This is a genomic window from Agromyces aerolatus (genome assembly GCF_031432255.1).
Classification (GTDB): Bacteria; Actinomycetota; Actinomycetes; order Actinomycetales; family Microbacteriaceae; genus Agromyces.
This window is the reverse complement of the sequence record NZ_JAVKGQ010000010.1, coordinates 89,244-112,014: the sequence shown is the minus strand read 5'-3', so window position 1 is coordinate 112,014 and position 22,771 is coordinate 89,244. Positions and strand designations below refer to the sequence as shown.

Here is a 22,771-nt window from a genome sequence, read left to right as displayed (position 1 = left end):
TCGCCGCCTTCTCGTTCGGTGTGACGATGCTCGTCGCGATGTTCGTGTTCTGGGGCAGAGAGCTTTCGATCAACGGAAGGGGATCGATCGGCGACTTCACTGCGATCGCCGGCGCGGTCGCGGCGGCGGTGGCGTTCGCCGCTGCTCGGCTCAGGCACCGTGACGACGACGGCGTCGGCCGGTATCGCTGGTTCGATCTGGTTGCCCTCTCGCTCGCACACGGAGCGATCGCACTGCTCGCGTGGATCGGCATCGCGACAGTATTGAACTCCGCCTTCCAAGACGCGACCGTCTTCGCCTCCCCGGCGGTCGTCCTTGCGGGTGCGGGGGCCGCGGTCAGCTCCTACCTGTCGTATCTCAGTGGCTCGAACCTGTCGCCGCGGCAGCTGTCCGTCGTGCTCGCGGTGTTCCTGGTCTTCGGGATGCTCGCGGCGATGCTCAGCGCGAACGATCCCCACTGGTGGGAGATGAACCTCTCGGCGCTCGGCATGTCGCGGGGCATCTCCGCGCTTGCGTTCAACCTGACGCTCATCGTCTCGGGCGTGATCGTCACCACGATCGCGCGGCTCGGTACCGCGACCCTGCCGGCTGGATCGCCCGGCGAGCGACGCCGGCGGACCATCGTGCGGGTGGTGTTCGTGCTGCTCGGTGTATTGCTGGCCCTCGTCGGCGTCTTCCCCGTCGATCGGTTCCTGCTCATCCACAACGTCGTCGCGACGGGCATGACCGTCGTGTTCGCCGTGCTGGTGATCGGGTTGCCATGGCTGGTGCCGACGATGCCGAGGGCGTTCGTCGTCCTCGGCTACGTCTACGTCGTCGCGGTCGTCGGTCTCGCGCTGCTGTTCGCGCTCGGGATCTACAATCTGACCGCGGTCGAGCTCATCGCTTCCCTGCTCATCTTCAGCTGGATCATCCTGTTCCTCCGATTCGTCGCACCGCGCTCGAAGTCCGGCGCGCAGGCCGATGTCTGAGGATCCAGCCGAGCTCGCGGCGCGCGTGCGCGAACTCGAGATCGAAAACGCTCGGCTGTCGGCTGAGCAGATGCGCGTTCGGCCGAACGGTGGATCGTGGCGTACCGGACTGTCGGCCGTCAGCCTCATCCTCGCCGCGGTACTGGTGCCTGTTTCGATCGCCGGAGCATGGGCGCGGGTCCAGCTCGTGCAGGAAGAGTCCTTCGTCTCGACGCTCGGCCCGCTCATCGATGACCCGGCCCTCCAGGAACTGATCGTCGACGAGGCGATGACGGCGATCCGAGCTCAGATCGACTTCGCCGAGTTGACCGAGGTGGTCTTCGAGGGGGTCGCCGAGCTCGGCCTGCCCTCCTCCGCCACCGCCGCGCTCGACCTGCTCCGGCAACCGGCTGCGGCCGGACTCGAGCACGTCGTTCAGGCCACCATCAGCTCGGTCGTCGAATCCGAGCCGTTCTCGGACGCGTGGTCCACAACCCTCCGGAGCGCGCACCGAGCGCTGGCGCTCGCGGCGTCGTCGGACGGTGGCGGGATCATCGTGCTGAACGCCGACGGGGTCGGAATCGCCGTCGGCCCGCTCCTAGAGGATGTCAAGACACTTCTGTCTGAGCGCGGGGTCGCGGTCGCGATGCTCATCCCCGCGGTCGATCGCACGATCATCGTGGGCAGCGCCGAGAGTCTCATCGCTCTCCGCGCCGGGTACGCCGCGGCCGATGCGATCGGGTGGTGGTTGCCGGTCATCACGCTCGCACTGTTCGCGACCGGGATCCTTCTCTCGCGGCGTCGAAACGTTGCCGTCTACGGTACCGGCATCGGGCTGTTCGTGGGCGCGGCGTCCCTCGGAGCGGCCCTCTCGATCGGATCGCTCGCGGCAGCGACCGTGGCGTTGGAACTCGACCTCTCACCGGCTGCGATCGACGTCGTGTACGCCGCGCTGATCGACGACATGCGGCAGACCAGCTGGATCTCCGTCCTCATCGGCGTCTTGATCGTGATCGCAGCCTGGGTGACGGGCCGGTCCGAGGCGGCTCGGCGCCTGCGGACGGGAGCTGATGCGATCACCGCACGAGGCCGCCGATCCCTCGCCGCACGCGGGTTCGACACGGGCAAGGTCGGCGGGTGGCTCGGCCGGTATCGCCGCGCGCTGCGCATCGCTCTCGCGGTCGTGGCGGTGCTCTGGCTCTTCGCGCTTCGTCCGATCGGCGTCGGGGATATCGCCGTGGTGCTCCTTCTCGTCTTCGTTGCAGGGTTCGCGCTCGAGTTGCTCCAGCGACGACCGGAAGAACGAGTCGAGGCGACGCCGACGGATCTGCCGATGCGCTCCGCCGGAAGCGGCGCCCGCTGATGCTCGCTCTGCTAGCGGACCTGCTGACGATCGGGGTCGCGATCGCGATTTCTCCGCTCGCGATCGTCGCGGTCATCCTCATGGCGACCTCGGGGAAGGGGCGCACCAACGGGACCGCGTTCATTCTCGGCTGTTACACCTTCGCGGTGCTCTTCGTGGGGGTCCTCGTCATGATGGGGCGCTCTGTCGGGACGGAGGAGGCCGGATCAGGCCCGCACATCACCGTCGATCTCATCGAGATCGTGCTCGGCGGAGTCCTCATCGTGCTCGCCGCGCTGCAGTGGCGCAAGCGCGGATCGACGGAGCCCCCGAAGTGGATGGCGAAGCTCGACGGGATCGGCCTCGTCGGCGCGTTCGTCGTCGGCGTCCTCATCTCTGGTCCGCTCTCGCCGAAGGACCTGCCTCTGCTCGTCGCGGCTGGTGGACGGATCTCGCAGGCCGCATTGCCGGTCGGCGAGATCGTCGCGGTCATCCTGATCTTCGGCGTAATCGGGATCACGGCGGTGCTCATCCCATGGTCCGTCAGCATCATCTCGCCGACCAAGGTCGAGGATCGACTTGCGGGAATGCGCGGATGGCTCGTCTCGAACCATGCCGTCATCATGACGGTGCTCTTCGTCATCCTGGGTGTGAAGCTCATCGGCTCCGGCGTTGCGGACTTGGTGCAGTGACCATGTCGCTGGAGATGCTGTTGATCGCCATCGTTGCGGGTGTGGTCGTGATCGTGTTCTCGAACTCGCTCTCGAGCCGGATCGGTGTCGCCGGCCCACTCATCTTGGTTGCGGTCGGCGTGACCGTCGGATTCCTCCCGATTCTCCCCGCGATCTCGGTGGCGCCGAACATCATCCTCATGGGGGTGCTGCCGCCCCTGCTGTTCTCGGCCGCCGTGTCCGCGCCGGCGATCGAATTCCGCCGTGACCTCTCGGCGATCAGCGGTCTCGCCATGCTCCTTGTCGTGGTGAGCGCAGTCGTCCTCGGCGTCTTCTTCTGGTGGGCGATTCCGGGGCTCGGCTTCCCGCTCGCGGTGGCACTCGGGGCGATTCTCAGTCCAACCGACGCGGTCGCGACGACGATCGTGAAGAAGGTCGGAGCGCCGCGGCGCGTCGTGACCATCCTCGAGGGAGAGTCGCTCCTCAACGACGCCTCGGCGCTCGTGCTCATGCGCACGGCGGTCGTGGCTGCAGCATCGGGCTTCTCGTTTCTGACGACGCTCGGCACCTTCGCCTGGGCCGTCGTCTCGGCCCTGGTCGTCGGAGGAATCGCCGGGTTCATCGCACTACGGCTCCGGGCGCTGACCTCCAGCGCCACCGCCAATACCGCGCTAGGCCTCACGGTGCCCTATCTCGCGTACTTGCCGACCGAGGCGCTCGGCGGCTCAGGGCTGGTCGCGGCGGTCGCGGCCGGCGTCGTGTGCGGGCAGGGGTCGGTACGGTGGCTCACGCCCGATCAACGCATCTCTGACAAGCTCACGTGGCGCACGATCGCGTTCGTGCTCGAGGGAGCGGTGTTCCTGCTCATGGGGCTGGAGCTGTGGGGAATCGTCACGCGGAGCGAGACGGGCGACGTCGGCCTCTTGACCGGGCTCGGCATCGCCGCGGGCGCATTCGTGCTCCTCATGCTCGTCCGCACGGCATACGTCCTGCCGATGATGAGCCTGCACACGGCTCGAGTGCGCCGCTTGGTTCGTCGTCGGATCGAGAAGCAGGACGCGGCAGCGACCACGGGCCCGCAATCCAGTCGGGCCACACGCGTGCACGCAGATCGCGCCTACTATGAGGCGTCAGAGCTCACCGCGCGGCACAGCGCCGTCATCGTCTGGGCGGGGATGCGCGGTGCGGTCACGTTGGCGGCCGCCCAGACTCTGCCGACGGAGACGCCACAGCGCGATCTGCTGGTGTTCATCGCTTTCGCCGTCTCCGCGGGCAGCCTGTTGATCCAGGGGCTCACGCTCCCTGCTGTCGCGCGCTGGGTGGGACTACGGCGCGATGGCGCGGCCGGGCCGCCGCGCAAAGAGATCAAACGCCTCAATCGAGAGCTTGGGGATGCCGCGGCGGCGGCTGCGGAGTCCGGCACCCTGCGACGCGCCGATCGGTCCCCGTTCTCTGAGGCGGTCCGACTGGCAGAGCCGAGCCGATTGCTCACTCCGATGCACGCGTCAGCGGAAATCGGCACCGAGGAGGCGCTCGAGTATCAGCTCGCGCTCACGGCGGTCATGCGCGCCCGTCTGCATGTGCTCGGGCAATCCGGCTACTACAGCACGGTCGCGCTCCGCTATGTGCTCGACGAGCTGGATGCGGTCGAGATCAGTCTGAGGCTGCACCTCGAAAGCGAGCGGTGAGCATGGAGCCCCTGTCAGCGCCGCTGCTCGGCATCGGACTCGCGACCCTGTCAGCGGCAGCACTCGCGATCGGCAACCTGCTCCAGGCGCGAGGCGTTCACACGATGCAATCGGGGACCGTCCGCGGAAGCGGCGGTTCGCAGGTCGGGCGCCTGGTCCGCAACCGGGCCTGGATCGGTGGTGCCGCGCTGCTCGGGGTCGCGATCGTCCTGCAGATGGGCAGTCTCACCTTCGCGCCGCTCATGGTCGTGCAACCTGTCGGGGTCACGGCATTGGTGTTCACCGCGATCGTGACCGCGGTGATTGCGAAACGGCCGCCGGCTGCCAGCGTGATCCGAGCGATCGGCGTCTGTGTGGTCGGGGTCGCGGGGTTCGTCACCGTTGCGGCGCTCGTCAGCACTCAGCACGCGATCACCGACGTTCAGCTGATCGCGGTTTTGTCCGTACTGGGGGTCGTCCTGGCGCTCACCGGACTCGTCTGCTTCGTCGGCCGGCATCGGCGGACTGCGCCGATCGTGTGGGTGCTGCTCGGCGGGATCTTCTCGGCGTTTGTGGCCACGCTCGGGAAGACCGTCATCCTCCGCGTCCAGGCGGCGCTCCACGCGACGCACTTCACGCTCGATGCCCAGGCTCTGCTCACCATCGTGTGCCTCCTCGGCATCGGTGTCGCCGGCGGGTTGTCGATCTATCTCGTCCAGCGTGCACACGCGTCGAACCGACCCGAAGTCGTCGTCGCTGGGCTCACTGTGATCGACCCTGTGGTCGCGGTGATCCTCGGCATTGCGATCCTCGGCGAGGCGAGTACCGCACCGCCATGGGCCTTCCTCGTCTTCGTCGTTGCCGGTGCCGTTGCGATCGCCGGGGTCTTCGCGCTCTCGCGGGCCGAGAGCGCGCGGGAGCAGTGACCGTCACACGTGCCGCGCGTCGCTCGCAGCCCGGTCGATCCCGTGAAGCGCCGACTCGATACGCGCGAGTGCCAGGAGCGCCTCTCGTGACGGAACGTCATCGGGCGGCAGGTTCCGCAGCTGGTCGATCACGGGTCGGCGCGTCGCGTTGCGCGACACGAGGTCGGCGCTTTCTGAGATCTTGACAGGGCTTGCGCGCGAGTAATCGCCATGGAGAACGGCACGCGTGGCAGACGTCGCGAGCCGGACGTCTTGGATGGCGCTGTCCACCACGTGGGCGCCAACCGCGGCCGAAGGATCGTGTGCCCGCGATCGGATCACGGCCTGGGTGAGCCGAGCGGCCCCTCTCGTCGCGATGAACATCATATGGATCGCATCGGCCTGACTGTGCGAGCCGCCGCGATTGCCGACGATGAGGGCCGCTGACATCGACGCGACGGTTTGATCGAGATTCGATTGGGCGGCTTCCAGTTCCTGCAACGAGGCCAGCAACGCAGCGGGTGTGGCGCTCGGTTTCGCGCGGAACTTCCCGAGCAGGTCATCGAGCGAGTCGAAGTAAGCGTCGACGTTCGCGAGCAGCACGTTCCGCGAGTTGGTGGAGAGGATGAGATAGGCGCACAGCACTCCGATCACCGCGCCCGAGATCGTCTCGACGAGCCGCAACTCGAGGAGTGACCCGTCGAGGACGCCGAGCATCCGATAGAGCGCAACGAGCATGGCGGTCGTGAACGCAGCCGAGTACAGGTAGTTCAGTGGTCCGAAGTAGAGCATGCCGAACACCGCGACGACGCAGATGATCACCAGAGCATCAGCGTTGGCTCCGGCCAACGCGACGACCCCGACTCCGCCGAGTATCCCGATGACCGTGCCGGCGATTCGCCGGTACGCGCGTGTGAGAATGCTGCTGCGGGTGGTCGCACCGATGAAGACCACAAACGCGGTCATTACGGCCCAATACCAGCGGGATGCGGAGATCGCCTCGCCGATCCCCGCAGCGAGGGTGGCGGCGATCATCGCCTGGACCGCCATGCGGGTCGTCGGCTCCCACTGCCGCCACGGCACCCACCGCCGACCCGCCGCACGCGATGACCGCCGAGAGGCTGACGCGGTCTTCGATGGGGCCGCGTGCGGCGAATTGTTCGGGCCCCCAGAGTGCCGGTGGACCAGCGGCTTCCGAAGGTCCGGTGCGCGCGCTTCGCGGGTGAGCTCGATATCGCGGAGTCGAGCGTGGGACGTCGTGCTGCGCGCGAGGAGGTAGGTCTCGGCGTCGGTCGTCGACGACGCAGGCTCGCTGAGCAGCTCCTCGGCGACATCGTGTGCGGCCTGAACGCGATACGGTGTGGCCCGCTCGTCGAGCACCGCGGACAGCGCGCTCTCCGCGCGTCGTCGCTGCCGCAGCGAGTCGTTCGGTGCTACGTCGCGCGCGGTGCATTCGCACCGTCGAGCGCGTTCTTCGCACGCCTCTTCGGTGTCGACGCGCGCGTCGAGGGCTCGCTCGGCGAGCGTCTGCTCGTCGACGTTGACGTGATGGTCGGTCTGGAACTGGTGCTGCCAGGCCGTGATCGCGCGGCCGACGCTGTCGAGTCGCGCGAGCGCGCGTCTCAACGCGCGATGGCTGTGGTCTTCCCGCCGTTCGGATACCGGCCCGCTCGAAGCCCGCACAGCCGCAGCCGATCCGGCTCGCAGCTCGCGGAACAGTACCTCCAACTCCCTACGGGGCCGCTTCAGCAGGAGTGCGGTGCGCACGATGAGCTGAGCTGCCACCGCTCCTGCCGCGACGAGCGCGAACGCGAACAGCTCCGCGGCCGTCGGCCTCATGAACAGGGTGAAGAAGTACGCCATGAACGTCAGCGAGCCGACCGCCGCGGCGCGCGGCCCGTACCTCCTGACCCAGATCGCGGCCCCGGCGATCACGATGAATCCGCCGACCACGATCGATCGGTGCGCCGACAACACTGCAGCCGTGCCGATCGTCGCGACAACAGTCGGAATCAGCAGCGCGGTGGTCAGTAGACGCGCGCGTGCGCTCGTATCTTTGACCATGGTGCCAGCCTGCATGGACAGGAAGATCGACATCGCGAGCAGACCAGTCTCGGCAGCGAAGGCGTGGATGAGGACCCGGCCGAACAGCGCGCTGAGCAGGACCCCCGTCGTGACGGCGACCGCCACGACCAGACGCGCGTGCGCGGGGTCCTGCGCAGCGAGCATGGACCAGACGACGCGGCGCCGGTTCATCCTGTCTCCTCACTGTGTGACGTCGGCCGAACCCGCGGGTGCGGGACATCACGGCCACGGCCGGAGTGAAGGAGGAGTCCGGCCGGTGACGGTCGGCCTCAGCCGGCGATCCGTGACCGCAGGGCGGCAAGCTCCTCGCCCGTCAATCCGCCGCTCAGTAGGTAGGACGCCGAGTCGCCGAAGGTCGTGTCGACCCATTCGAGTGCCTGTTGGATGGCTTCGGGCGGGGTGCCGGTCGCAAGGGTGCGCAATTGCGGGGTCACGGGCATGCCGAAGGAGGAGATCATCTGCAGCATCTGGTCGGCCCACTGCCCCGCCAGGTGCTCCTGCGAGGATGCGTAATCATCGACGACCGCGGTGCGCGTGACACCTGCGGCATCGAGCATGATCGCCGTCGCGACGCCGGTGCGGTCTTTGCCGGCGGTGCAGTGGACCAGGACGGCGGTCGGTTCGCGGTCGCTGGAGTGCGCGACAAGGCGCGCTACTTCGGCGAACGGCTGAGCGCTTGCCTGCAGCATCGACACGTACATGTCACCGAGGGTCGGCACCGCGGCGGCGGCTTGCGCCAGTTCAGCCGGTGTCGGAGCGGAAGCGCCCGGCCGAAGGAACTGGGACGCCAGGTCCGCCATTGCACCCTGCAGGATCGAAAGCTCGACGGTGTGAAACGGTCGTGAGGTGGGGAGCCGGTCCGGTGCCGATGCACGCTCCGCTGGGGTCCGCAAATCGACGATCACCCCGATATCGGTTGCCGCCAGCGCGGTGAGCCCAGCGGGGCTCACCGCAGACAGGGCGTCGGACCTGAACAGGACTCCAGAGCTCGACGAGCCGCCGGCCGTGAGTGCCAGGCCGCCGGTGTCGCGGAAGTTGATGAGTCCGTCGACCGCGTGCGCGGAATCAGTCACGGACCTTGCCGAATCGGAAGGCGCGGACGACGTTGACGACTCCGAGAACGACGAGCGAGATGCCGAGCAGCAACCACAGTGTGGCAGCACCCCACAGCGGGGCGAACAGCAGTACGACGCCCGCGGCGATCGATACGATCGCGAAGAAGACCGTGATGCCCTTCGAGGTTGCGGCGCGCAGCGTCGAGAGCGATACGACACCTTCGATGATCCACATGATTCCCACGAGGATGCCGAGGAAGGCGGCGAGCCAGAGCGCGGTCTGACCGAGGTTCGCGAACGCCACGATGCCCGCGGCCACGAATACCACGCCCAGGAGGATGTGGCCGACTCGGGACCACCCACCCCGTCCCTTCGTGAAGATGCCCAGCGCCGCGTAGACGAGGCCGGCGATGACCGCGTAGACCGCGATGATCGCTGTGACGACCATGGCGGTCTTGCTGGGCCAGGCGAGAATCAAGATGCCGACGATGAGCGCGAGGATTCCCCCGACTCCGATGGCGGTACGGACACCGTTCACGGCGCCTCGCTGGATCTGATCAGTGCTGGACACAGGGGGTCCTTGTCGTCGAAGTTGATGCGGCCCAGAGAGATCGCCGCAAGGATCAGCATGGATGAACGGGCGGATCCCGGTCGGCGTCGGTGCTCAAGTTCACCCGAGTGCTCACCCCGCTGTTCACCTCGACATCGCCTCGTCGCGTCCAGGGCGGCGTTATGGACCGCTCCGGATCTGGCTTCTGGCTGCAAGCTCCAACACCTTGAGTTCAAGGCCTCCGCGACCGAGATGACAGGGAGTATCAGCGAGGCCGAGCCTGCGGAGGTATTGCAGACGCGAATTGTCACTCCCAGATCCTCGCCTGAAGAGGTACGCCATCTGCGTGACGCCGGCCGAAGTGCTCGAGAAGAACGAAGCGTTCATGGCCGGCATCGCCGACGTGGCGATGCTCTCGGCCTCGGCGCTCTTGTCCCGGCCGCACCGCTGATCGAGGTTAGCCAGCACTTCGGCCCGGCGTACTCATCAAGTTCGAGGCGACCGCGATCCTGTCCTGAATGTCTGTTCGGCGCCGCAGCCCGGTACTCCCGCGAGGAGGCGCCGCGTGATGCCGTGATCCAGGAGAACGGTGCACACGGTCGGTGATATCGGCTGCGACCGCGACGTTGCGGATGAGAACCTTGACCTCGGTGTCCTGGAGACATCGCGCGGTGTGCACTCCCTGAGGCCTTTTTGAGGTTCTTTTCATCCACGAGCACCTGCATCTGACGGCCATGAACGGCCACTTCGCGCCCCTCCATCAGCCTGGCCCAGCCTTACAATTGCTGGCATCCACAACCAAACACGTGCGTGCCGGCCACGGTGCACACCGTCAGGGGGTCAGGGGTTCGAGTCCCCTCAGATCCACCGCTGTCCTGAGTCGCGACATCGTTGACAGACGTGTCGCGGCTCGGGACTTTTTCGTGGGTTCGCGTGAGTCATCGGTGCTGGGTCTTTGTTGGGGCTGGGGTGCGGGTTCACCGTCGGGGTGGCTGGTAGTCGCTGTTGGGGTCGATGGTGTGCTCGGCGATGACCTCGCCGGTGTCAGCGTTGGATGTTGTGACGTGGGTGTCGTGGACGAGCATGAGGACGTTGGTGCCGATGTGCGCGCGGCCGATGCCGAGGTGGCGGAGTTTGCCGGCGTAGCGCAGTGAGATCTTGCCGTGGTTGTCGACTTTGTCGGTGCGGGTGCGCCATTCGGGTTCGTGGTCGGTGTTCGGGGTGGCTTTCGGTAGTGCGGTGTAGGCGTCGGCGGGGGTGCGGCGGCCGGTTGCGCGGTGTGGGCGCCTGGTGTTGTACCAGGTGCGGAACTCTTCGAGGACCTGTTGCAGGGCATCGATGTTCTCGGGCCGGGGGCGGGCGTTCAGCCATCGTTTGAGGGTTTGGTGGAAGCGCTCGATCGTGCCTTGGGTTTGCGGGTGACCGGGTTTGCCGTTCTTCTGGGTGATGCGGTGAGCTTCGAGGAGTTTCTCGAAGCCGTTCCGGCCGCCTTTGCGGCCGGCCAGGCGTGCGGTGAAGACCAGGCCGTTGTCGGTCAGGGTGGATGCGGGCGCACTGTGGGTGGCAATCAGGGTGTTCATCGCTTCGACGACCATGCCGCCGGTGAAGGCTTGCGCGGCCTGGAGGTAGAGCAGGTATCTGGAGTGGTCGTCGAGGAAGTCGAGGATCTCGACGCGGGCGCCATCTGCGAGGAACCAGTGGGTGATGTCGGCTTGCCAGCACTCGTTGGGGAGGTCAGCTTGGAAGCGGATGTAACTGCTCTTCGGACGTTATTTCGGCTCAGGGACCACCAGTCCGTTGGCGTGCAGGATGCGGCGGATCGTGGACGTCGATGGGGCGGTGATGCCTTCGTGTTCGAGGTGCCAGCCGATCGTGACCGGGCCTGCATCGGCGCCGCCGGCGATCAGCTCACGACGGAGTTCGATGATGCGTTGCCGTACGGATTCAGCGGTGGTCCGCGGCGGTTGCCTCGGTGCTCTGGAGCGAGGTTCCACGGCGTCGGGTCCGCCTTGCTGGTAGCGAACGACGAGGGTGTGGACCCATTGCCGGGTCACACCGAACCGGGCAGCAGCCTGGGCGTTGCTCAGGCCCTGCTCGGTGACCGCGCGCACGATCACGAGGTTCTTGTTCTTGCGACTCATGGCCGCTCATGCTGTCGCTACCGGGCACGTCAACGATGTCACGACTCACCGGTCAACGATCACCCCGTACCGGATGTCAACGATGACCCGACTCATCGGTCAACGATCACCCCGAAAACCACCGATCAGCACTGTCAACGATGTCGTGAACTCAGACACCCTCAGATCCACCGCTGTGATGTCTCGCGACATGTGTCTCGCATGTCGCGAGACATCTGTCATTTCGGGGGCCATCGGCCGGGTGGTTGGAGTTCGGTTCTCCAGTACCTGCGGTCGGGTCGGATGGTGTGCTCGCTGAGGATCTCGCCGGTATCCAGGTGGATGACGGTGACGGTCGTCTCGTCGATGAGGGCGAGTGCGCGTTTGCCGGTGTGGATGATGCCGATGCCGAGGTGGTGCATTCGTGCGGCGCGGCGGAGGCTGATCTTGCCATTGGTGCCGACATGGTCGTAGCGGAGCCGGTAGTGACCTTCTCGGCTGGCGGCGGGGAGCGCTTTGGGTGTGGCCTGGTAGGCCTGGTTCGGGGTGGCGCCGTTCAGTGCCCGGTGGGGGGCGGTGGTCGTTGTAGTCGGTGCGGAGTCGGTCGAGTTGAGCTTGGAGTTCGGCGAGGGTGTGTGCGGCGGGTTGGACGGTGAGCCAGCGTTTCTGGGTTTGGTGGAAGCGTTCGATTTTTCCCTGGGTTTGCGGGTGGCCCGGGGAGCCGTTCTTCTGTCGGACGCCGAGGATGGGCGAGAGGTATTCGAAGGCGCTGCGGCCTCCGCCGGATCGTGCGGTGTACACGCGGCGTCGGCGAGGCGCCCGTGGGTGAAGTGGGATTGCCAGGTCTCGTTGGGTTGTGCGGCTTCGAAGCGTGCGTACGAGCTTCTGGGACGTTTGCGGGGTTCTGGGATGACGAGCCCGGCGCGGGTGAGTATGCGGTGGATGGTCGCGTGTGACGGGGTGTGCAGGCCCTCGCGTTCGAGGTGCCAGGCGATGGTGACCGGGCCTGCGTCGAGGCCGTCTGCGGTGAGCTGGGCGCGCAGTTGGATGATGCGCTCGGCGCTAGCAGGTGGGGTGGCTCGCGAGTTCGTCTTCGGGCGGCGGCTTTGCGGGTCGACGGCATCGATCCCGCCGTCTCGGTAGCGGGCGAGGAGCCGGTGCAGCTGTCTCCGAGACAGTCCGTATCGTTCGGAGGCTTCCGCGACGGTCAACTGCCTGGTGACGATCTTCATGACCACGACCCGGTGCTTCGACATGGCCCCGACTGTGACCTATGTCGCGAGACATGAGGGACATATCTCCTGTGACCTATGTCCTGAACTCAGACCCCCTCAGATCCACCGCTATCCCCGATCAGTGCAGGTTTTCAAGCCTTGCCGATCGGGGATTTTGTGTCTCAAGGCCAGAATCAGGCCGCTTCACCGTCGTCGCCATCCGCGGCGGTGCGCGCTTTGCGCTCGGAGACCACGCCTACTGCGGGGCTCTTCTGCAGATCCGCGGGAGGCTCGGTCCGACGTGTCTGACACAGGCGTATGATGGCCGTCATGACCACCGTTTCAGCACGTGATGCCTCACGCGGGTTCTCGGCGCTGCTCGATCGCGTCGAACACGACGCCGAGGAGTACACCATCGTGCGCGACGGAAAAGTCATCGCGCGTATCGTGCCCGCGAGCGAGCGCACAGTCGAGCGCTTCCTCACCCGTCGCGCCGCAAGCCCCGCGGTCGACGATGACTTCGCTTCCGATGCCCTCGGCGCCGAGCATCTCCTGACGACGGATCCGGGCACTCCGTGGCGCGACTGATTCTCGACACCAACGCGTTGATCCAGCTCGATCGCCACGGCGGTGGTGCCGTCGGGGTCTCGGATTTCGATGACGTCGCGATCGCGGCGATCACACTCGCCGAGCTTCGGCACGGAGTGCTCGCCGCCGACGCGACCAGAAAGCCCGCTCGCGAGAGGTTCGTGGAGGACGTCGAGGAGACGATCGAGGTACTCCCGTACACGAAGCCGACGGCTGTCGAGCATGCGGCGCTGCTCGACCACGTTCGTCGCACGGGAACGCCACGCGGAGCTCACGACCTCATCATCGCCGCACATGCACGACAGACCGGTCGTCGTGTCGTCTCACTCGACCTCAGGGCACGATTCGGTGAGCTCCCCGGTGTCGAGACCGTCGCAGGTGAGTAGCCAGCCCCTCCGGCCAGGCGTGGTTCGCGTGAGCCTGGCTCGTCGTGCCGTCCGGACGACGGCCAGGCTCCGAGGGCTGCGGCTCGCCGCGAGAAGGGGCGAGGCTACACATCGACGGGCGACCACACCCGATGCCGTGCCTGGAACTCCTCGAGGTCGGCCTCGAGCACGGTGAGCTCGGCAGGGAACGACTCGGCGACGTCGGTCTGCTCGGCCGGATCGCGGGCGAGGTCGTAGAGCGCCCGGTCGACGGCGTGCGGCGGGGTCATGCCTTCCTGCGCGCGAACGACGAGCTTGAGGTCGCCGCGGCGGATCGCCCACTGTCCGTCGTGGGTCCAGCCGACGCTTCGCTCGGCGTCAGCTGCTTCGGTGGTGCCGCGGGCGTCGCCGCCACCTGCGACGAGCGGCGCCCGCAGCCGCGAGAGCAGCGACGTGCCGTCGAGGCCGGGGTCATCGGCCGGCCGGCCGTCGACCGCCTCGAGGATGGTCGGGAGCACGTCCATCATGACCCCGACCCCGTCGTGGTCCACCCCCGACGGCAGGCCGCCGGGCCAGGAGAGTATGGCCGGAACGCGGATCCCGCCCTCGAAGAGCGAGCCCTTCGTCCCGCGCAGCCCGCCGGCCGAGCCCCCCGCGTACGAGACCTCCTCGCCGTTCAGCCAGTTCCGGCTCTCGGCCGACGGGCCGTTGTCGGACGAGAAGAACACCAGGGTGTCCTCGCGCAGGCCGTGGTCGTCCAGCGCTCCGAGGATCGCGCCGATGGCGTCGTCCATCGCGGCGATCATAGCCGCCATGATCCGCCGGTCCTCCGGCAGGTGCGCGAACCGGGCGACGTACTCCTCCGGCGCATGCATCGGGTAGTGCGGGGCGTTGAACGGCACGTAGAGGAAGAACGGGCGGTCGGCGTTCCGCGCGATGAACGCGGTGGCCCGGTCGCCGAGCGTCGTCGTCAGGTACTCGCCGTTGTACCAGACCTCCTCGTCGCCGTCCCAGAGGTCGTGCACGGGGTTGTGGTCGCCCCAGTAGTAGATGTGCGAGTAGTAGTCCACGCATCCCGCCCGGAAGCCGAAGCTCTCGTCGAACCCGAACGCCATCGGGCTGTACTCCTCGGCGACCCCGAGGTGCCACTTGCCGAAGATGCCGGTGCGGTAGCCGCGGCGGCGGAGCTCAGAGGCCATGGTCTCCTGCGCGGGCAGGCCGGGCGTCTTACGCGTGCCGCCCAGGATAGACTCGACGCCCGCATGGGCGGGGTAGCGCCCAGTGAGCAGCGAGGCCCGTGAGGGCGAGCACACGGGGGAGTTGGAGTACCACTGGGGGAGCCGGATGCCGGTCGCCGCGAGCTGATCGAGCACGGGGGTCTGCAGATCGTCCGATCCGAACGACGGCAGGTCGCCCCAGCCGAGGTCGTCCGCATAGATCACGACCACATTCGGCTTCGCTGCACCCGGCACGCTGACTCCCTCACACTGTGACGACACAAACGCTCGCCAATATATTCAATCAATTTGACGAATGCAATAGTATGGGGCCATGTCCTACGATCGACCCATGGGGCGGCCTGATCACGACGCGCGCGCGGCGCGCACCACCAACGGCCGCTCGGCACGGCGCGGAACGAACCTCCCGCGTGTCGCCGACTACAACCAGATGCTCGTCCTCGACCTCGTCAGACGATCATCGGGCATCAGCCGCGTCGAGCTCGTGCAGCAGACCGGCCTGAGCACGCAGACCATGTCGAACATCGCACGTCGTCTCGTCGACGCCGGCCTGATCCGAGAATCGGGCCGGGTGCACGCGGGCACCGGTGCGCCGCGGGCGATCTTCGAGGTCGAGGCCGCGGGCCGCTACGCCGTCGGTCTGCACATCGACCCGGCACGGCTCACCTGCATCCTGCTCGACCTCGCGGGGGAGGTCGTCGTGAGCAACGTGCGCCCGACCCCGAAGTCGAGCGATCCGGAGGACGTGCTGAACGCGATCGAGGCCTCGATCAGCACGCTCCTCGTGAGCGCGGGCGTTCCGCGCGATCGGGTCGCCGGCATCGGCGTCGCCACACCGGGCCCGATCGATGCCGCGCAGGGGGCGGTGATCGGTGCGCCGAACCTGCCCGGGTGGGATCTCGTGCCGCTGCGCCGCGAGCTCGAGGCGCGTCTGCAGCTGCCCGTGATCATCGAGAAGGACTCCACCGCCGCGGCGCTCGGGGAGGTGTGGAGCGCGCGCGAGTCCGCATCGAACTTCGCGTTCGTCTATCTCGGCACTGGCGTCGCGGCCGGGATCGTGCTCGACGGCGAGGTCATGCGCGGGTCGAGCTCGAACATCGGTGACATCGGCCATCTGAGCGCCGATCCCGACGGCCCGATCTGCTACTGCGGCGGCCGGGGGTGCCTCTCCGCGACGGGCATGCCGGCCACGCTGGTCGCCTCGGCGGTCGAGGCGGGGATCCTGCCGGGCGTGGACGGTGACGACGCGTATGCGGTCGAGCTGGCGCTCGCGGAGCTCGGCCGGCTCGCGGGGGAGGGCGACGAGCGAGCGATCGGCATACTCGATCGCGCCGCCGAGGGATTCGGCAGGGTCGCCGGGCAGCTCGCGAACATGCTCGACCTCGACGCGATCGTCTTCGGCGGACCCGAGTGGGGGACCTTCCGGCCGAGCTTTCTCCGGATCGTGCCGGACCTGGTCGAACGCCTGTTCATGGGGAGCGAGCTCCACGAGGTCGCCGTGCGCGGCACGTCGCTGGGCGACCACGTCGGCGCGGTCGGTGCAGCCTCGCTCGCGATGTGGGCCACGACGTTCGACGCGCCGCGGCAGCTCAACCTGCCGGCCTGATCGAGGCTCGTCCCGCCCGCTGACGGAGCATACGTCCTGTCATATTGACTTTCTTCCGAACGCCTATCTAGACTGACCGCGCGCTATTCAATCAAATTGATAATGGTCGGCCCGACCAGCGCAGGAAGGGAACGCAATGAAGCGCAGACACCTCGCTGCCGTCCTCACCGCCGGCGCGCTGCTCGCCGGAGGTCTCACCGCCTGTTCCGCGGGCGACGACACCGACGGCGACGGCCCGATCACGATCACCCTGCTCGAGTACCAGCAGTCGCGCGCCGACCTCATGGCCGAGCTGATCCCCGAGTTCGAGGCCGCCATGGCGGCCGAAGGCAAGGAGATCGAGGTCGAGCTCATCGCCGACATCCTCACCGACGGTGACTTCCGCACCAAGGTCACCCAGCAGCTGCACGCAGGCACCGCACCCGACGTGATCGACACGGGCGGCTCGAACATCACCGGCTGGGCGGCCGCCGGCTACCTGCTCGAGCTCGACTCGTACCTCGACGACTGGAGCGATTGGGACACGTTCTACGACGTCTCGCGCGACCGCGCGCTGCACTCGGACGGCCACTACTACTCCGTTCCGCACGAGGCCAGCCTGCAGCACCTGTTCGTGCGCAAAGACGTCCTCGACGAGATGGGCATCGACTCCGCCCAGCCCGAGACCTGGGACGAGCTCATCGAGCGGCTGAAGGCCGTGCAGGCGATCACGGGCGAGGCGCCCATCGTCATCCCCGCCGGCACGGCGTGGGGCGGCGGCACCTGGACCGAGGGCTTCCTGCCGATCGTCGGCGGAACCGGCAGCACGCTGTACGACCCCAAGGATGGCACCTGGACGGTCGAGAGCGACGGCCTCACGGCCTCGTTCGAGCTGTTCGCCGAGCTCACCGAGGCGGGCCTGATGCCCGTCGAGGCGCTGCTCAACCCGAACCCCTGGGAGCCGACCAAGTACGAGGCGTTCCCGGCCGGCACGCTGCCGGTCGCCGCGCAGGGCACGTGGGGCTGGCGCTACGACTGGGGCCCCGAGGGCACCGCGCCGATCGAGGACGTCCAGGAGAAGGTCATCACCTGGAACTACCCGGCACTCGTCGACGGCACCGAGCCGTACTCCGTGAGCGGCGGCGGGTTCAACTTCGCCGTGAACGCCGAGAGCGCACACCCCGAGGCCGCGATGGAGCTCGTGAAGTGGCTGAGCACGGGCGAGGCGCTCGCGACCCAGCTCGCGGTCGTCGGCGCCGCCTCGCCGCGCGAGGGCATCTCGGAACTCGAGCCCTACGCGAGCGAGCCGACGCTGCTCGACGCGGAGGAGAAGCTGCAGACGAGCATCGCCCCGCCGATCGGCGAGGGCGCCGACCAGATCTCGCAGGCCGTGCAGAACGCGACCGAGAAGATCCTCACGGGCGACGCCGACGGGAAGCAGGCCGCCGAGCAGTTCGCCAAAGAGGTCCGCGACTTCCTCGACCCGAGCCTCATCGCGAAGTGAGCTCGGTCGCATCGACGGCGCGCTCGCGCCGACGGCTCCAGGGGCGCGGTCTCGTGCCGCTGCTCCTGGGGCCGTCGGTCCTGCTCATCGCGGCGTTCGTCGTCCTTCCCGCCGTCTACGGCGTGTACCTCAGCTTCACCAACACGCAGCTGACCGGGTCGGCCGCGCGGAACCCCCGGTTCGTGGGGTTCGACAACTACGCGTATCTGCTCGGGTCGGAGGACTTCACCGGATCCCTGTGGAACACGGCGCAGTTCGTGTTCTTCTCGGCCATCATCGGCCAGACCATCCTGGGACTCGCCGCCGCACTCCTGCTCAGCCGCAAGTGGCTGAAGGGCAAGGGCGTGTTCGGCGCCGCCGTGCTGCTGCCGATGGTCGTGCCGGAGGTCGTGGCGTCCCTCACCTGGGCGAGCGTGCTCTCACCGCAGGACTCGGGCACGCTGAACCGGCTGCTCGAGGTGTTCGGCGCCGGTCCGGTCGCGGCGCTGCAGGCGGCGCCGATGGTCTGCATCATCGTCGTGAACATCTGGCGCGGCATCGCGTTCGCGATGATCATGTTCCAGGCCGCCCTCGAAGACGTGCCCGATGAGCTGCTCGAGGCCGCACGCATCGACGGCGCAGGGGCGTGGCAGGTCTTCCGGCACGTGATCCTGCCGCTGATCCGCGGCGCGGTGTTCCTCTATCTGCTGCTCACCACGATCACCACGGTCGGCGTGTTCGGGCTGGTCTACTTCCTCACGCAGGGTGGGCCGGGCAACGCGACGGAGCTGACGGCGATCTTCATCTACGAGCGCGCCTTCCAGTACTCCCAGATCGGGCTCGGCAGCGCCGCATCCGTCATCCTGCTGGTCCTGCTGATGATCTTCGGCCTGACCTACGTCCGGCTCTCGAAGGTGGAGGTCTGATGTCCGCACCATCCGTGGCACTCGAGGCAGGCGAACGCCCGGCCGGCACGCTCCAGGGCGGCGCCCGCAACGCGGGCCGTCAGGGTTCCGGCGGTCGCCGGAAGCGTCGCAGGATGCCTCTGGCAACGGTGCTGCAGCGCTCGATCCAGTACGTGCTGATCGCACTGCTCGCCCTGTTCTGCCTGGTCCCGTTCGCGTGGCTCGCGCTCAGCGCGTTCGATGCCGACGCCGGCTCGACGGTCAAGGTCCCCGACTTCAGCCTCGACAACTTCGTGCGGTTCTTCACCGACGCGAACACCCCGATGCTGCTCACCAACAGCCTGATCATCTCGGTGCTGGCGACCGCGCTCAACCTGGCGCTCGGCGTCATCGGCGCGTATGCCCTGTCCCGGTTCCGGTTCCGCGGTCGCACGACGTTCATGTTCGCGATCCTCCTGATCCGCGTAATCCCGGCGCCCGCGACCATCGTTGCGCTGTACCTGCTGATGGTGCAGGTGCACCTCGACAACACGCTGTTCGGCCTCATCCTCGTGGAGGCGGCGCACGCGCTGCCGATCACGCTCTGGCTCCTCAAGGGGGCGATCGACGCGGTGCCGGTCGAGCTCGAGGAGGCCGCCTGGCTCGACGGCAACAATCGGTTCCAAGGAATCACGAGGGTCGTCGCACCGCTCGTGATGCCGGGCCTCGGCGCGACGGCCATGCTGACCTTCATGGCGGTCTGGGGCGACTTCCTCACGCCGCTCGTGCTGCTGCAGTCGCCAGACCTGTACCCGCTGTCGATTGGCCTGTTCCGCGCGTTCACCGCGTTCAACCAGGTCGACTGGGGACTGCTCGCCGCGAGCGCGCTCATCTACATGATCCCGCCCGCGATCCTCTATATGGTCCTGCGGCGCTATCTCCTCCGCTCCAGCATGGGCGGCGCGATCAAGGGATGACGCGCGGCGCCGAACAGCTCCACATCTCTACGCTCTACGTCTGAAGGGGACGATCCTTGGTACTCGATGCAAATCCTCACGGTCGGGTTCAGCTCGACGCGATCGCGCTCTCGATGCTCCGCGTGCGGCGGTTCACGAGATTCCGGATCGAACCGGAGCTCTACCGCGATGCGCGACCCGTGGAGATCAGCGCCTGGACGGTCGGCGGCGAGCCCGTCCCGTTCGCGCACGCGCTGACGCAGCGCTTCGAGCCGTTCGAGCTCGGGACCGCATGGGGACAGCCGTGGGACACAGTCTGGTTCGACGTGCGCGGCGAGGTGCCCGCGGAGTGGGACCCGGCAGAGACGGAGCTGGTGGTCGACCTCGGGTTCACGGGGGATCAGCCGGGCTTCCAGGCCGAGGGCACGGTCTACCGTCCCGACGGCAGCATCGTCAAGGCGCTCGAGCCGCTCAACGCGTGGGTCCCGATGCCGGAGGCCGGGCCATTCCGGCTGCTGATCGAGGCTGCGGCGAACCCGATCGTGCAGGTGCCGTACGAGTACGAGCCGACGCTGCTGGGCGACAAGGCCACGGCCGGGGACGCGCCGCAGTACCGGCTGCGTGCGCTTGCGATCGCCCGGCGGGACCTGGTCGTGTGGGAGCTGCTGCAGGATGTCGCGACGCTCGACGGCCTCGTCGACGTCCTCCCGCCCGAGGGATCGCGCCGGGCCGAGATCGTGCACGCGCTCGAGCGCATGGTCGACTCGATGGACCCCGACGACGTGCCGGGCACGGCGCTGCTCGGGCGCGAGATCCTCGCCCCGGTGCTCGCGAGCGGTGCGCCCGACAGCGCCTTGGTCGTCTCCGCGATCGGGCACGCGCACATCGACTGCGCCTGGCTCTGGCCGACGCGTGAGACCGTGCGGAAGGTCGCGCGAACGTTCGCGAACGTGCTCGACCTCGCCGAGCGCAACCCGGACTTCATCTTCGCGGCGTCGTCGGCCCAGCAGTACGCGTGGCTCAAGGAGACCCAGCCCGAGCTCTTCGAGCGCGTGCGTGCCGCCGTCAAGGCCGGCAGCATCCGCCCGGTGGGCGGCATGTGGGTCGAGTCCGACACGAACATGCCCGGCGGGGAGGCGCTCGTGCGTCAGTTCGTGCAGGGCAAACGATTCTTCCGGGAGGAGTTCGGCGTCGACAGCACGGTCGGCTGGCTGCCCGACTCGTTCGGCTACAGCGGAGCGCTCCCGCAGATCGTGCGGGCCGCGGGCATGCCGTACTTCCTGACGCAGAAGCCGTCGTGGAACGAGATCAACCAGATGCCGCACTCCAGCTTCCTCTGGGAGGGCATCGACGGTTCGCGGCTGTTCACCCACTTCCCTCCGGCCGAGACCTACAACTCCGACCTCGGTGCGCCGGACCTCGCCCGAACCGAGCGCAAGTTCCGGCAGAAGGGGGAGGCGCGCCAGGTGCTCGGCCTGTTCGGCTGGGGCGACGGCGGCGGCGGTCCGACGCGCGAGATGCTCGGTGCCGCAGTCCGCAAGCGCGACCTCGACGGGTCGCCGCGCGTGCGGCTCGGCGACCCGGAGACCTTCTTCGCCGCGGCATCCGCCGAGCTCGCGGACCCGCCGGTCTGGACCGGCGAGATGTACCTGGAGCTGCACCGCGGCACGCTGATCTCGCAGGCGCGCAGCAAGCGCGGCAACCGCCACTCCGAGGCCCTGCTCCGGCAGGCCGAGCTCTGGGCGGCGACGGCCGCGATCCGCGACGGCGCCGCGTACCCCTACGACGTGCTCGAGCGCGCGTGGCGGACCGTGCTGCTCCTGCAGTTCCACGACATCCTGCCTGGCACTTCGATCGCGTGGGTGCACCAGGAGGCCGAGCAGAAGTACGCCGAGCTTGCGACGCAGGTCACGACGCTCATCGAGGACTCGCTCACGACGCTCGCCGGCTCCGGCGACGAGGTGCTGAGCGCGAACGCCGCTCCGCTCGCGCAGCACGGCGTCCCGGCGATGGGCATCGCCGCCGCGGTCGCTCCGCGCGTCGCCGCGCCCTCGGCGACCGGTGACCGTTTCGTGCTCGAAGACGACGCCCTGCGCGTCGAGATCGACCGGCGCGGCACGCTCGTGTCGGTGCTCGACCGGGTCGCGGGGCGCGAGCTGCTGCCGCGCGGCGTCGCGGGCGGTGTGCTGCAGCTCTTCCGCGACACGCCCCGCGAGTGGGACGCGTGGGACATCAACGACGAGGACAAGCGCAGCGGCCGCGATCTCGTGGAGCCCGCGGCGATCGGCATCGACGGCGACGCGGTGTCGGTACGCTACGAGCTCGGCGCGTCGGTCGTCGACGTGACCATCCGGCTCGCCGACGGCCGCCTCGACTACGCCTTCGACATCGACTGGCACGAGTCGCAGAAGCTGCTGAAGCTCGCCTTCCCGCTCGACCTCCGGGCCGGCCACGCCGTCTCCGAGATCCAGTTCGGTCACCTCCGCCGCCCGATCCACCAGAACACCTCGTGGGACGCGGCGCGGTTCGAGACGGTCGCGCATCGCTGGATCCAGGTCGGCGAGCCCGGTTACGGCGTCGCGATCGCGAACGACGTCGTGTACGGGCACGACATCAGGAGCGCCCAGGCGCCCGACGGCCGGCCGATGACGACCGCGCGGCTCTCGCTGCTGCGCGCCCCGCGGTATCCCGATCCCGCCGCCGACCAGGGCCGGCACGCGTTCACGGTCAGTCTGCGCCCGGGCGGCATCCCCGAGGCGATTGCCGACGGATACGCGCAGCACCTGCCGGTCCGCGAGGTCCGCGGGACCGCGGTGCAACCGCTGCTCGAGGTCTCGGACGACGCGATCGTCATCGAGAGCGTGAAGCTCGCCGAGGACCGGTCGGGCGACCTGGTTGTGCGCCTCTACGAGGCGCACGGCGACCGGTCGAGCACGAGCGTGCGCACGAACTTCGGCTGGGCGGATGTCTCGGCTACCGACCTGCTCGAAGACCGGGCTCCGTCGGAGGCGATCGTGGAGTCGACGGCGGGGGCCTCCGTCGACCTCAGGCTCCGCCCCTTCGAGATCCTGACCCTCCGCTTCGCTGCCCCCGTGGCCTGACAAGGACGAGAA

At 68.0% G+C, this 22,771-nt stretch carries 18 protein-coding genes and 2 pseudogenes; 13 read left to right on the top strand and 7 right to left on the bottom strand.

Features of this window, described 5'->3' with window-relative positions; all coding sequences use genetic code 11:
* Nucleotides 1-26: 26 nt before the first annotated feature.
* The 5 genes from RH864_RS13355 to RH864_RS13335 are packed head-to-tail and all read left to right on the top strand — an operon-like array spanning nucleotide 27 to nucleotide 5,556.
* The gene (locus RH864_RS13355) at nucleotides 27-971 is read left to right on the top strand and encodes a DUF998 domain-containing protein (protein WP_310518046.1); all 945 of its coding nucleotides are present in this window, start codon (nucleotides 27-29) and stop codon (nucleotides 969-971) included.
* Nucleotides 964-2,313 (top strand): hypothetical protein, encoded by a 1,350-nt coding sequence (locus RH864_RS13350; RefSeq protein WP_310518045.1) that lies wholly within the window; start codon nucleotides 964-966, stop codon nucleotides 2,311-2,313. The genes RH864_RS13355 and RH864_RS13350 overlap by 8 nt, the downstream gene beginning before the upstream one ends.
* Nucleotides 2,313-2,984, top strand: a complete 672-nt coding sequence (locus RH864_RS13345; protein WP_310518044.1) for a GAP family protein — start codon at nucleotides 2,313-2,315, stop codon at nucleotides 2,982-2,984. Before RH864_RS13350 ends, RH864_RS13345 begins: the two co-directional genes overlap by 1 nt.
* Nucleotides 2,888-4,651, top strand: a complete 1,764-nt coding sequence (locus RH864_RS13340; RefSeq protein WP_310518071.1) for a cation:proton antiporter — start codon at nucleotides 2,888-2,890, stop codon at nucleotides 4,649-4,651. The genes RH864_RS13345 and RH864_RS13340 overlap by 97 nt, the downstream gene beginning before the upstream one ends.
* Before the next feature lie 2 nt (nucleotides 4,652-4,653).
* Nucleotides 4,654-5,556, top strand: coding sequence for a DMT family protein (locus RH864_RS13335; protein WP_310518043.1), 903 nt, complete (start codon nucleotides 4,654-4,656; stop codon nucleotides 5,554-5,556).
* Between the two features lie 3 nt (nucleotides 5,557-5,559).
* Here the strand turns inward: RH864_RS13335 and RH864_RS13330 are convergent, their stop codons facing one another.
* Nucleotides 5,560-6,585, bottom strand: a complete 1,026-nt coding sequence (locus RH864_RS13330; RefSeq protein WP_310518042.1) for an FUSC family protein — start codon at nucleotides 6,583-6,585, stop codon at nucleotides 5,560-5,562.
* A 129-nt stretch (nucleotides 6,586-6,714) separates the two neighbouring features.
* Here RH864_RS13330 and RH864_RS13325 point away from each other — a divergent pair, with 129 nt between their 5' ends.
* The gene (locus tag RH864_RS13325) at nucleotides 6,715-7,569 is read left to right on the top strand and encodes a hypothetical protein (RefSeq protein ID WP_310518041.1); all 855 of its coding nucleotides are present in this window, start codon (nucleotides 6,715-6,717) and stop codon (nucleotides 7,567-7,569) included.
* Nucleotides 7,570-7,889: 320 nt separating this feature from the next.
* On the opposite strand, the gene RH864_RS13320 is transcribed toward RH864_RS13325, so the two are convergent.
* From RH864_RS13320 to RH864_RS19220, 5 genes and pseudogenes are all read right to left on the bottom strand, one after another.
* Nucleotides 7,890-8,693 carry a tyrosine-protein phosphatase gene (locus RH864_RS13320; protein WP_310518040.1) on the bottom strand — a complete coding sequence of 268 codons (804 nt, stop codon included), beginning with the start codon at nucleotides 8,691-8,693 and terminating at the stop codon, nucleotides 7,890-7,892.
* Complete coding sequence (locus tag RH864_RS13315; protein WP_310518039.1) at nucleotides 8,686-9,246, bottom strand: HdeD family acid-resistance protein; 561 nt, start codon at nucleotides 9,244-9,246, stop codon at nucleotides 8,686-8,688. The genes RH864_RS13320 and RH864_RS13315 overlap by 8 nt, the downstream gene beginning before the upstream one ends.
* Nucleotides 9,247-10,214: 968 nt before the next feature.
* Nucleotides 10,215-11,366, bottom strand: a pseudogene (locus RH864_RS13310) (IS481 family transposase); the annotation flags it as partial.
* Between the two features lie 99 nt (nucleotides 11,367-11,465).
* A complete protein-coding gene (locus tag RH864_RS19225) occupies nucleotides 11,466-12,146 on the bottom strand; it encodes an integrase core domain-containing protein (protein WP_396129977.1) in 681 nt (226 codons plus the stop codon).
* Between the two features lie 188 nt (nucleotides 12,147-12,334).
* Nucleotides 12,335-12,577 (bottom strand): annotated as a pseudogene (locus RH864_RS19220) (helix-turn-helix domain-containing protein); the annotation flags it as partial.
* A gap of 312 nt (nucleotides 12,578-12,889) precedes the next feature.
* Between RH864_RS19220 and RH864_RS13300 the strand changes: the two are divergent.
* On the top strand, nucleotides 12,890-13,147 hold the full coding sequence (locus RH864_RS13300; protein ID WP_310518038.1) for a type II toxin-antitoxin system Phd/YefM family antitoxin: 258 nt from the start codon (nucleotides 12,890-12,892) through the stop codon (nucleotides 13,145-13,147).
* Nucleotides 13,135-13,533 carry a PIN domain-containing protein gene (locus tag RH864_RS13295; protein ID WP_310518037.1) on the top strand — a complete coding sequence of 133 codons (399 nt, stop codon included), beginning with the start codon at nucleotides 13,135-13,137 and terminating at the stop codon, nucleotides 13,531-13,533. Before RH864_RS13300 ends, RH864_RS13295 begins: the two co-directional genes overlap by 13 nt.
* A gap of 104 nt (nucleotides 13,534-13,637) precedes the next feature.
* Here the strand turns inward: RH864_RS13295 and RH864_RS13290 are convergent, their stop codons facing one another.
* Nucleotides 13,638-14,984: a sulfatase-like hydrolase/transferase gene (locus RH864_RS13290; RefSeq protein ID WP_310518036.1), complete on the bottom strand. Its 1,347-nt coding sequence runs from the start codon at nucleotides 14,982-14,984 to the stop codon at nucleotides 13,638-13,640.
* A gap of 79 nt (nucleotides 14,985-15,063) precedes the next feature.
* On the opposite strand from RH864_RS13290, the gene RH864_RS13285 reads away from it, so the two are divergent.
* From RH864_RS13285 to RH864_RS13265, 5 genes are all read left to right on the top strand, one after another.
* On the top strand, nucleotides 15,064-16,356 hold the full coding sequence (locus RH864_RS13285) for an ROK family transcriptional regulator (RefSeq protein WP_310518035.1): 1,293 nt from the start codon (nucleotides 15,064-15,066) through the stop codon (nucleotides 16,354-16,356).
* Between the two features lie 136 nt (nucleotides 16,357-16,492).
* Nucleotides 16,493-17,839 carry an ABC transporter substrate-binding protein gene (locus tag RH864_RS13280; RefSeq protein WP_310518034.1) on the top strand — a complete coding sequence of 449 codons (1,347 nt, stop codon included), beginning with the start codon at nucleotides 16,493-16,495 and terminating at the stop codon, nucleotides 17,837-17,839.
* Nucleotides 17,836-18,744, top strand: a complete 909-nt coding sequence (locus tag RH864_RS13275) for a carbohydrate ABC transporter permease (RefSeq protein ID WP_310518033.1) — start codon at nucleotides 17,836-17,838, stop codon at nucleotides 18,742-18,744. The genes RH864_RS13280 and RH864_RS13275 overlap by 4 nt, the downstream gene beginning before the upstream one ends.
* Nucleotides 18,744-19,679, top strand: a complete 936-nt coding sequence (locus tag RH864_RS13270; RefSeq protein ID WP_310518032.1) for a carbohydrate ABC transporter permease — start codon at nucleotides 18,744-18,746, stop codon at nucleotides 19,677-19,679. Before RH864_RS13275 ends, RH864_RS13270 begins: the two co-directional genes overlap by 1 nt.
* Nucleotides 19,680-19,792: 113 nt before the next feature.
* Nucleotides 19,793-22,759 (top strand): alpha-mannosidase, encoded by a 2,967-nt coding sequence (locus RH864_RS13265; protein WP_310518070.1) that lies wholly within the window; start codon nucleotides 19,793-19,795, stop codon nucleotides 22,757-22,759.
* The last annotated feature ends 12 nt before the right edge of the window (nucleotides 22,760-22,771 follow it).

Excerpts from the sequence above, each read along its gene's own strand:
- RH864_RS13285 (WP_310518035.1), top strand. The coding sequence starts at position 15,064 with ATGTCCTACGATCGACCCATGGGGCGGCCTGATCACGACGCGCGCGCG.
- RH864_RS13280 (WP_310518034.1), top strand. The coding sequence starts at position 16,493 with ATGAAGCGCAGACACCTCGCTGCCGTCCTCACCGCCGGCGCGCTGCTC.
- RH864_RS13345 (WP_310518044.1), top strand. The coding sequence starts at position 2,313 with ATGCTCGCTCTGCTAGCGGACCTGCTGACGATCGGGGTCGCGATCGCG.
- RH864_RS13265 (WP_310518070.1), top strand. The coding sequence starts at position 19,793 with ATGCTCCGCGTGCGGCGGTTCACGAGATTCCGGATCGAACCGGAGCTC.
- RH864_RS13355 (WP_310518046.1), top strand. The coding sequence starts at position 27 with ATGCTCGTCGCGATGTTCGTGTTCTGGGGCAGAGAGCTTTCGATCAAC.
- RH864_RS13300 (WP_310518038.1), top strand. The coding sequence starts at position 12,890 with ATGACCACCGTTTCAGCACGTGATGCCTCACGCGGGTTCTCGGCGCTG.
- RH864_RS13340 (WP_310518071.1), top strand. The coding sequence starts at position 2,888 with ATGGCTCGTCTCGAACCATGCCGTCATCATGACGGTGCTCTTCGTCAT.
- RH864_RS13330 (WP_310518042.1), bottom strand. The coding sequence starts at position 6,585 with ATGGCGGTCCAGGCGATGATCGCCGCCACCCTCGCTGCGGGGATCGGC.
- RH864_RS13350 (WP_310518045.1), top strand. The coding sequence starts at position 964 with ATGTCTGAGGATCCAGCCGAGCTCGCGGCGCGCGTGCGCGAACTCGAG.
- RH864_RS13270 (WP_310518032.1), top strand. The coding sequence starts at position 18,744 with ATGTCCGCACCATCCGTGGCACTCGAGGCAGGCGAACGCCCGGCCGGC.
- RH864_RS13335 (WP_310518043.1), top strand. The coding sequence starts at position 4,654 with ATGGAGCCCCTGTCAGCGCCGCTGCTCGGCATCGGACTCGCGACCCTG.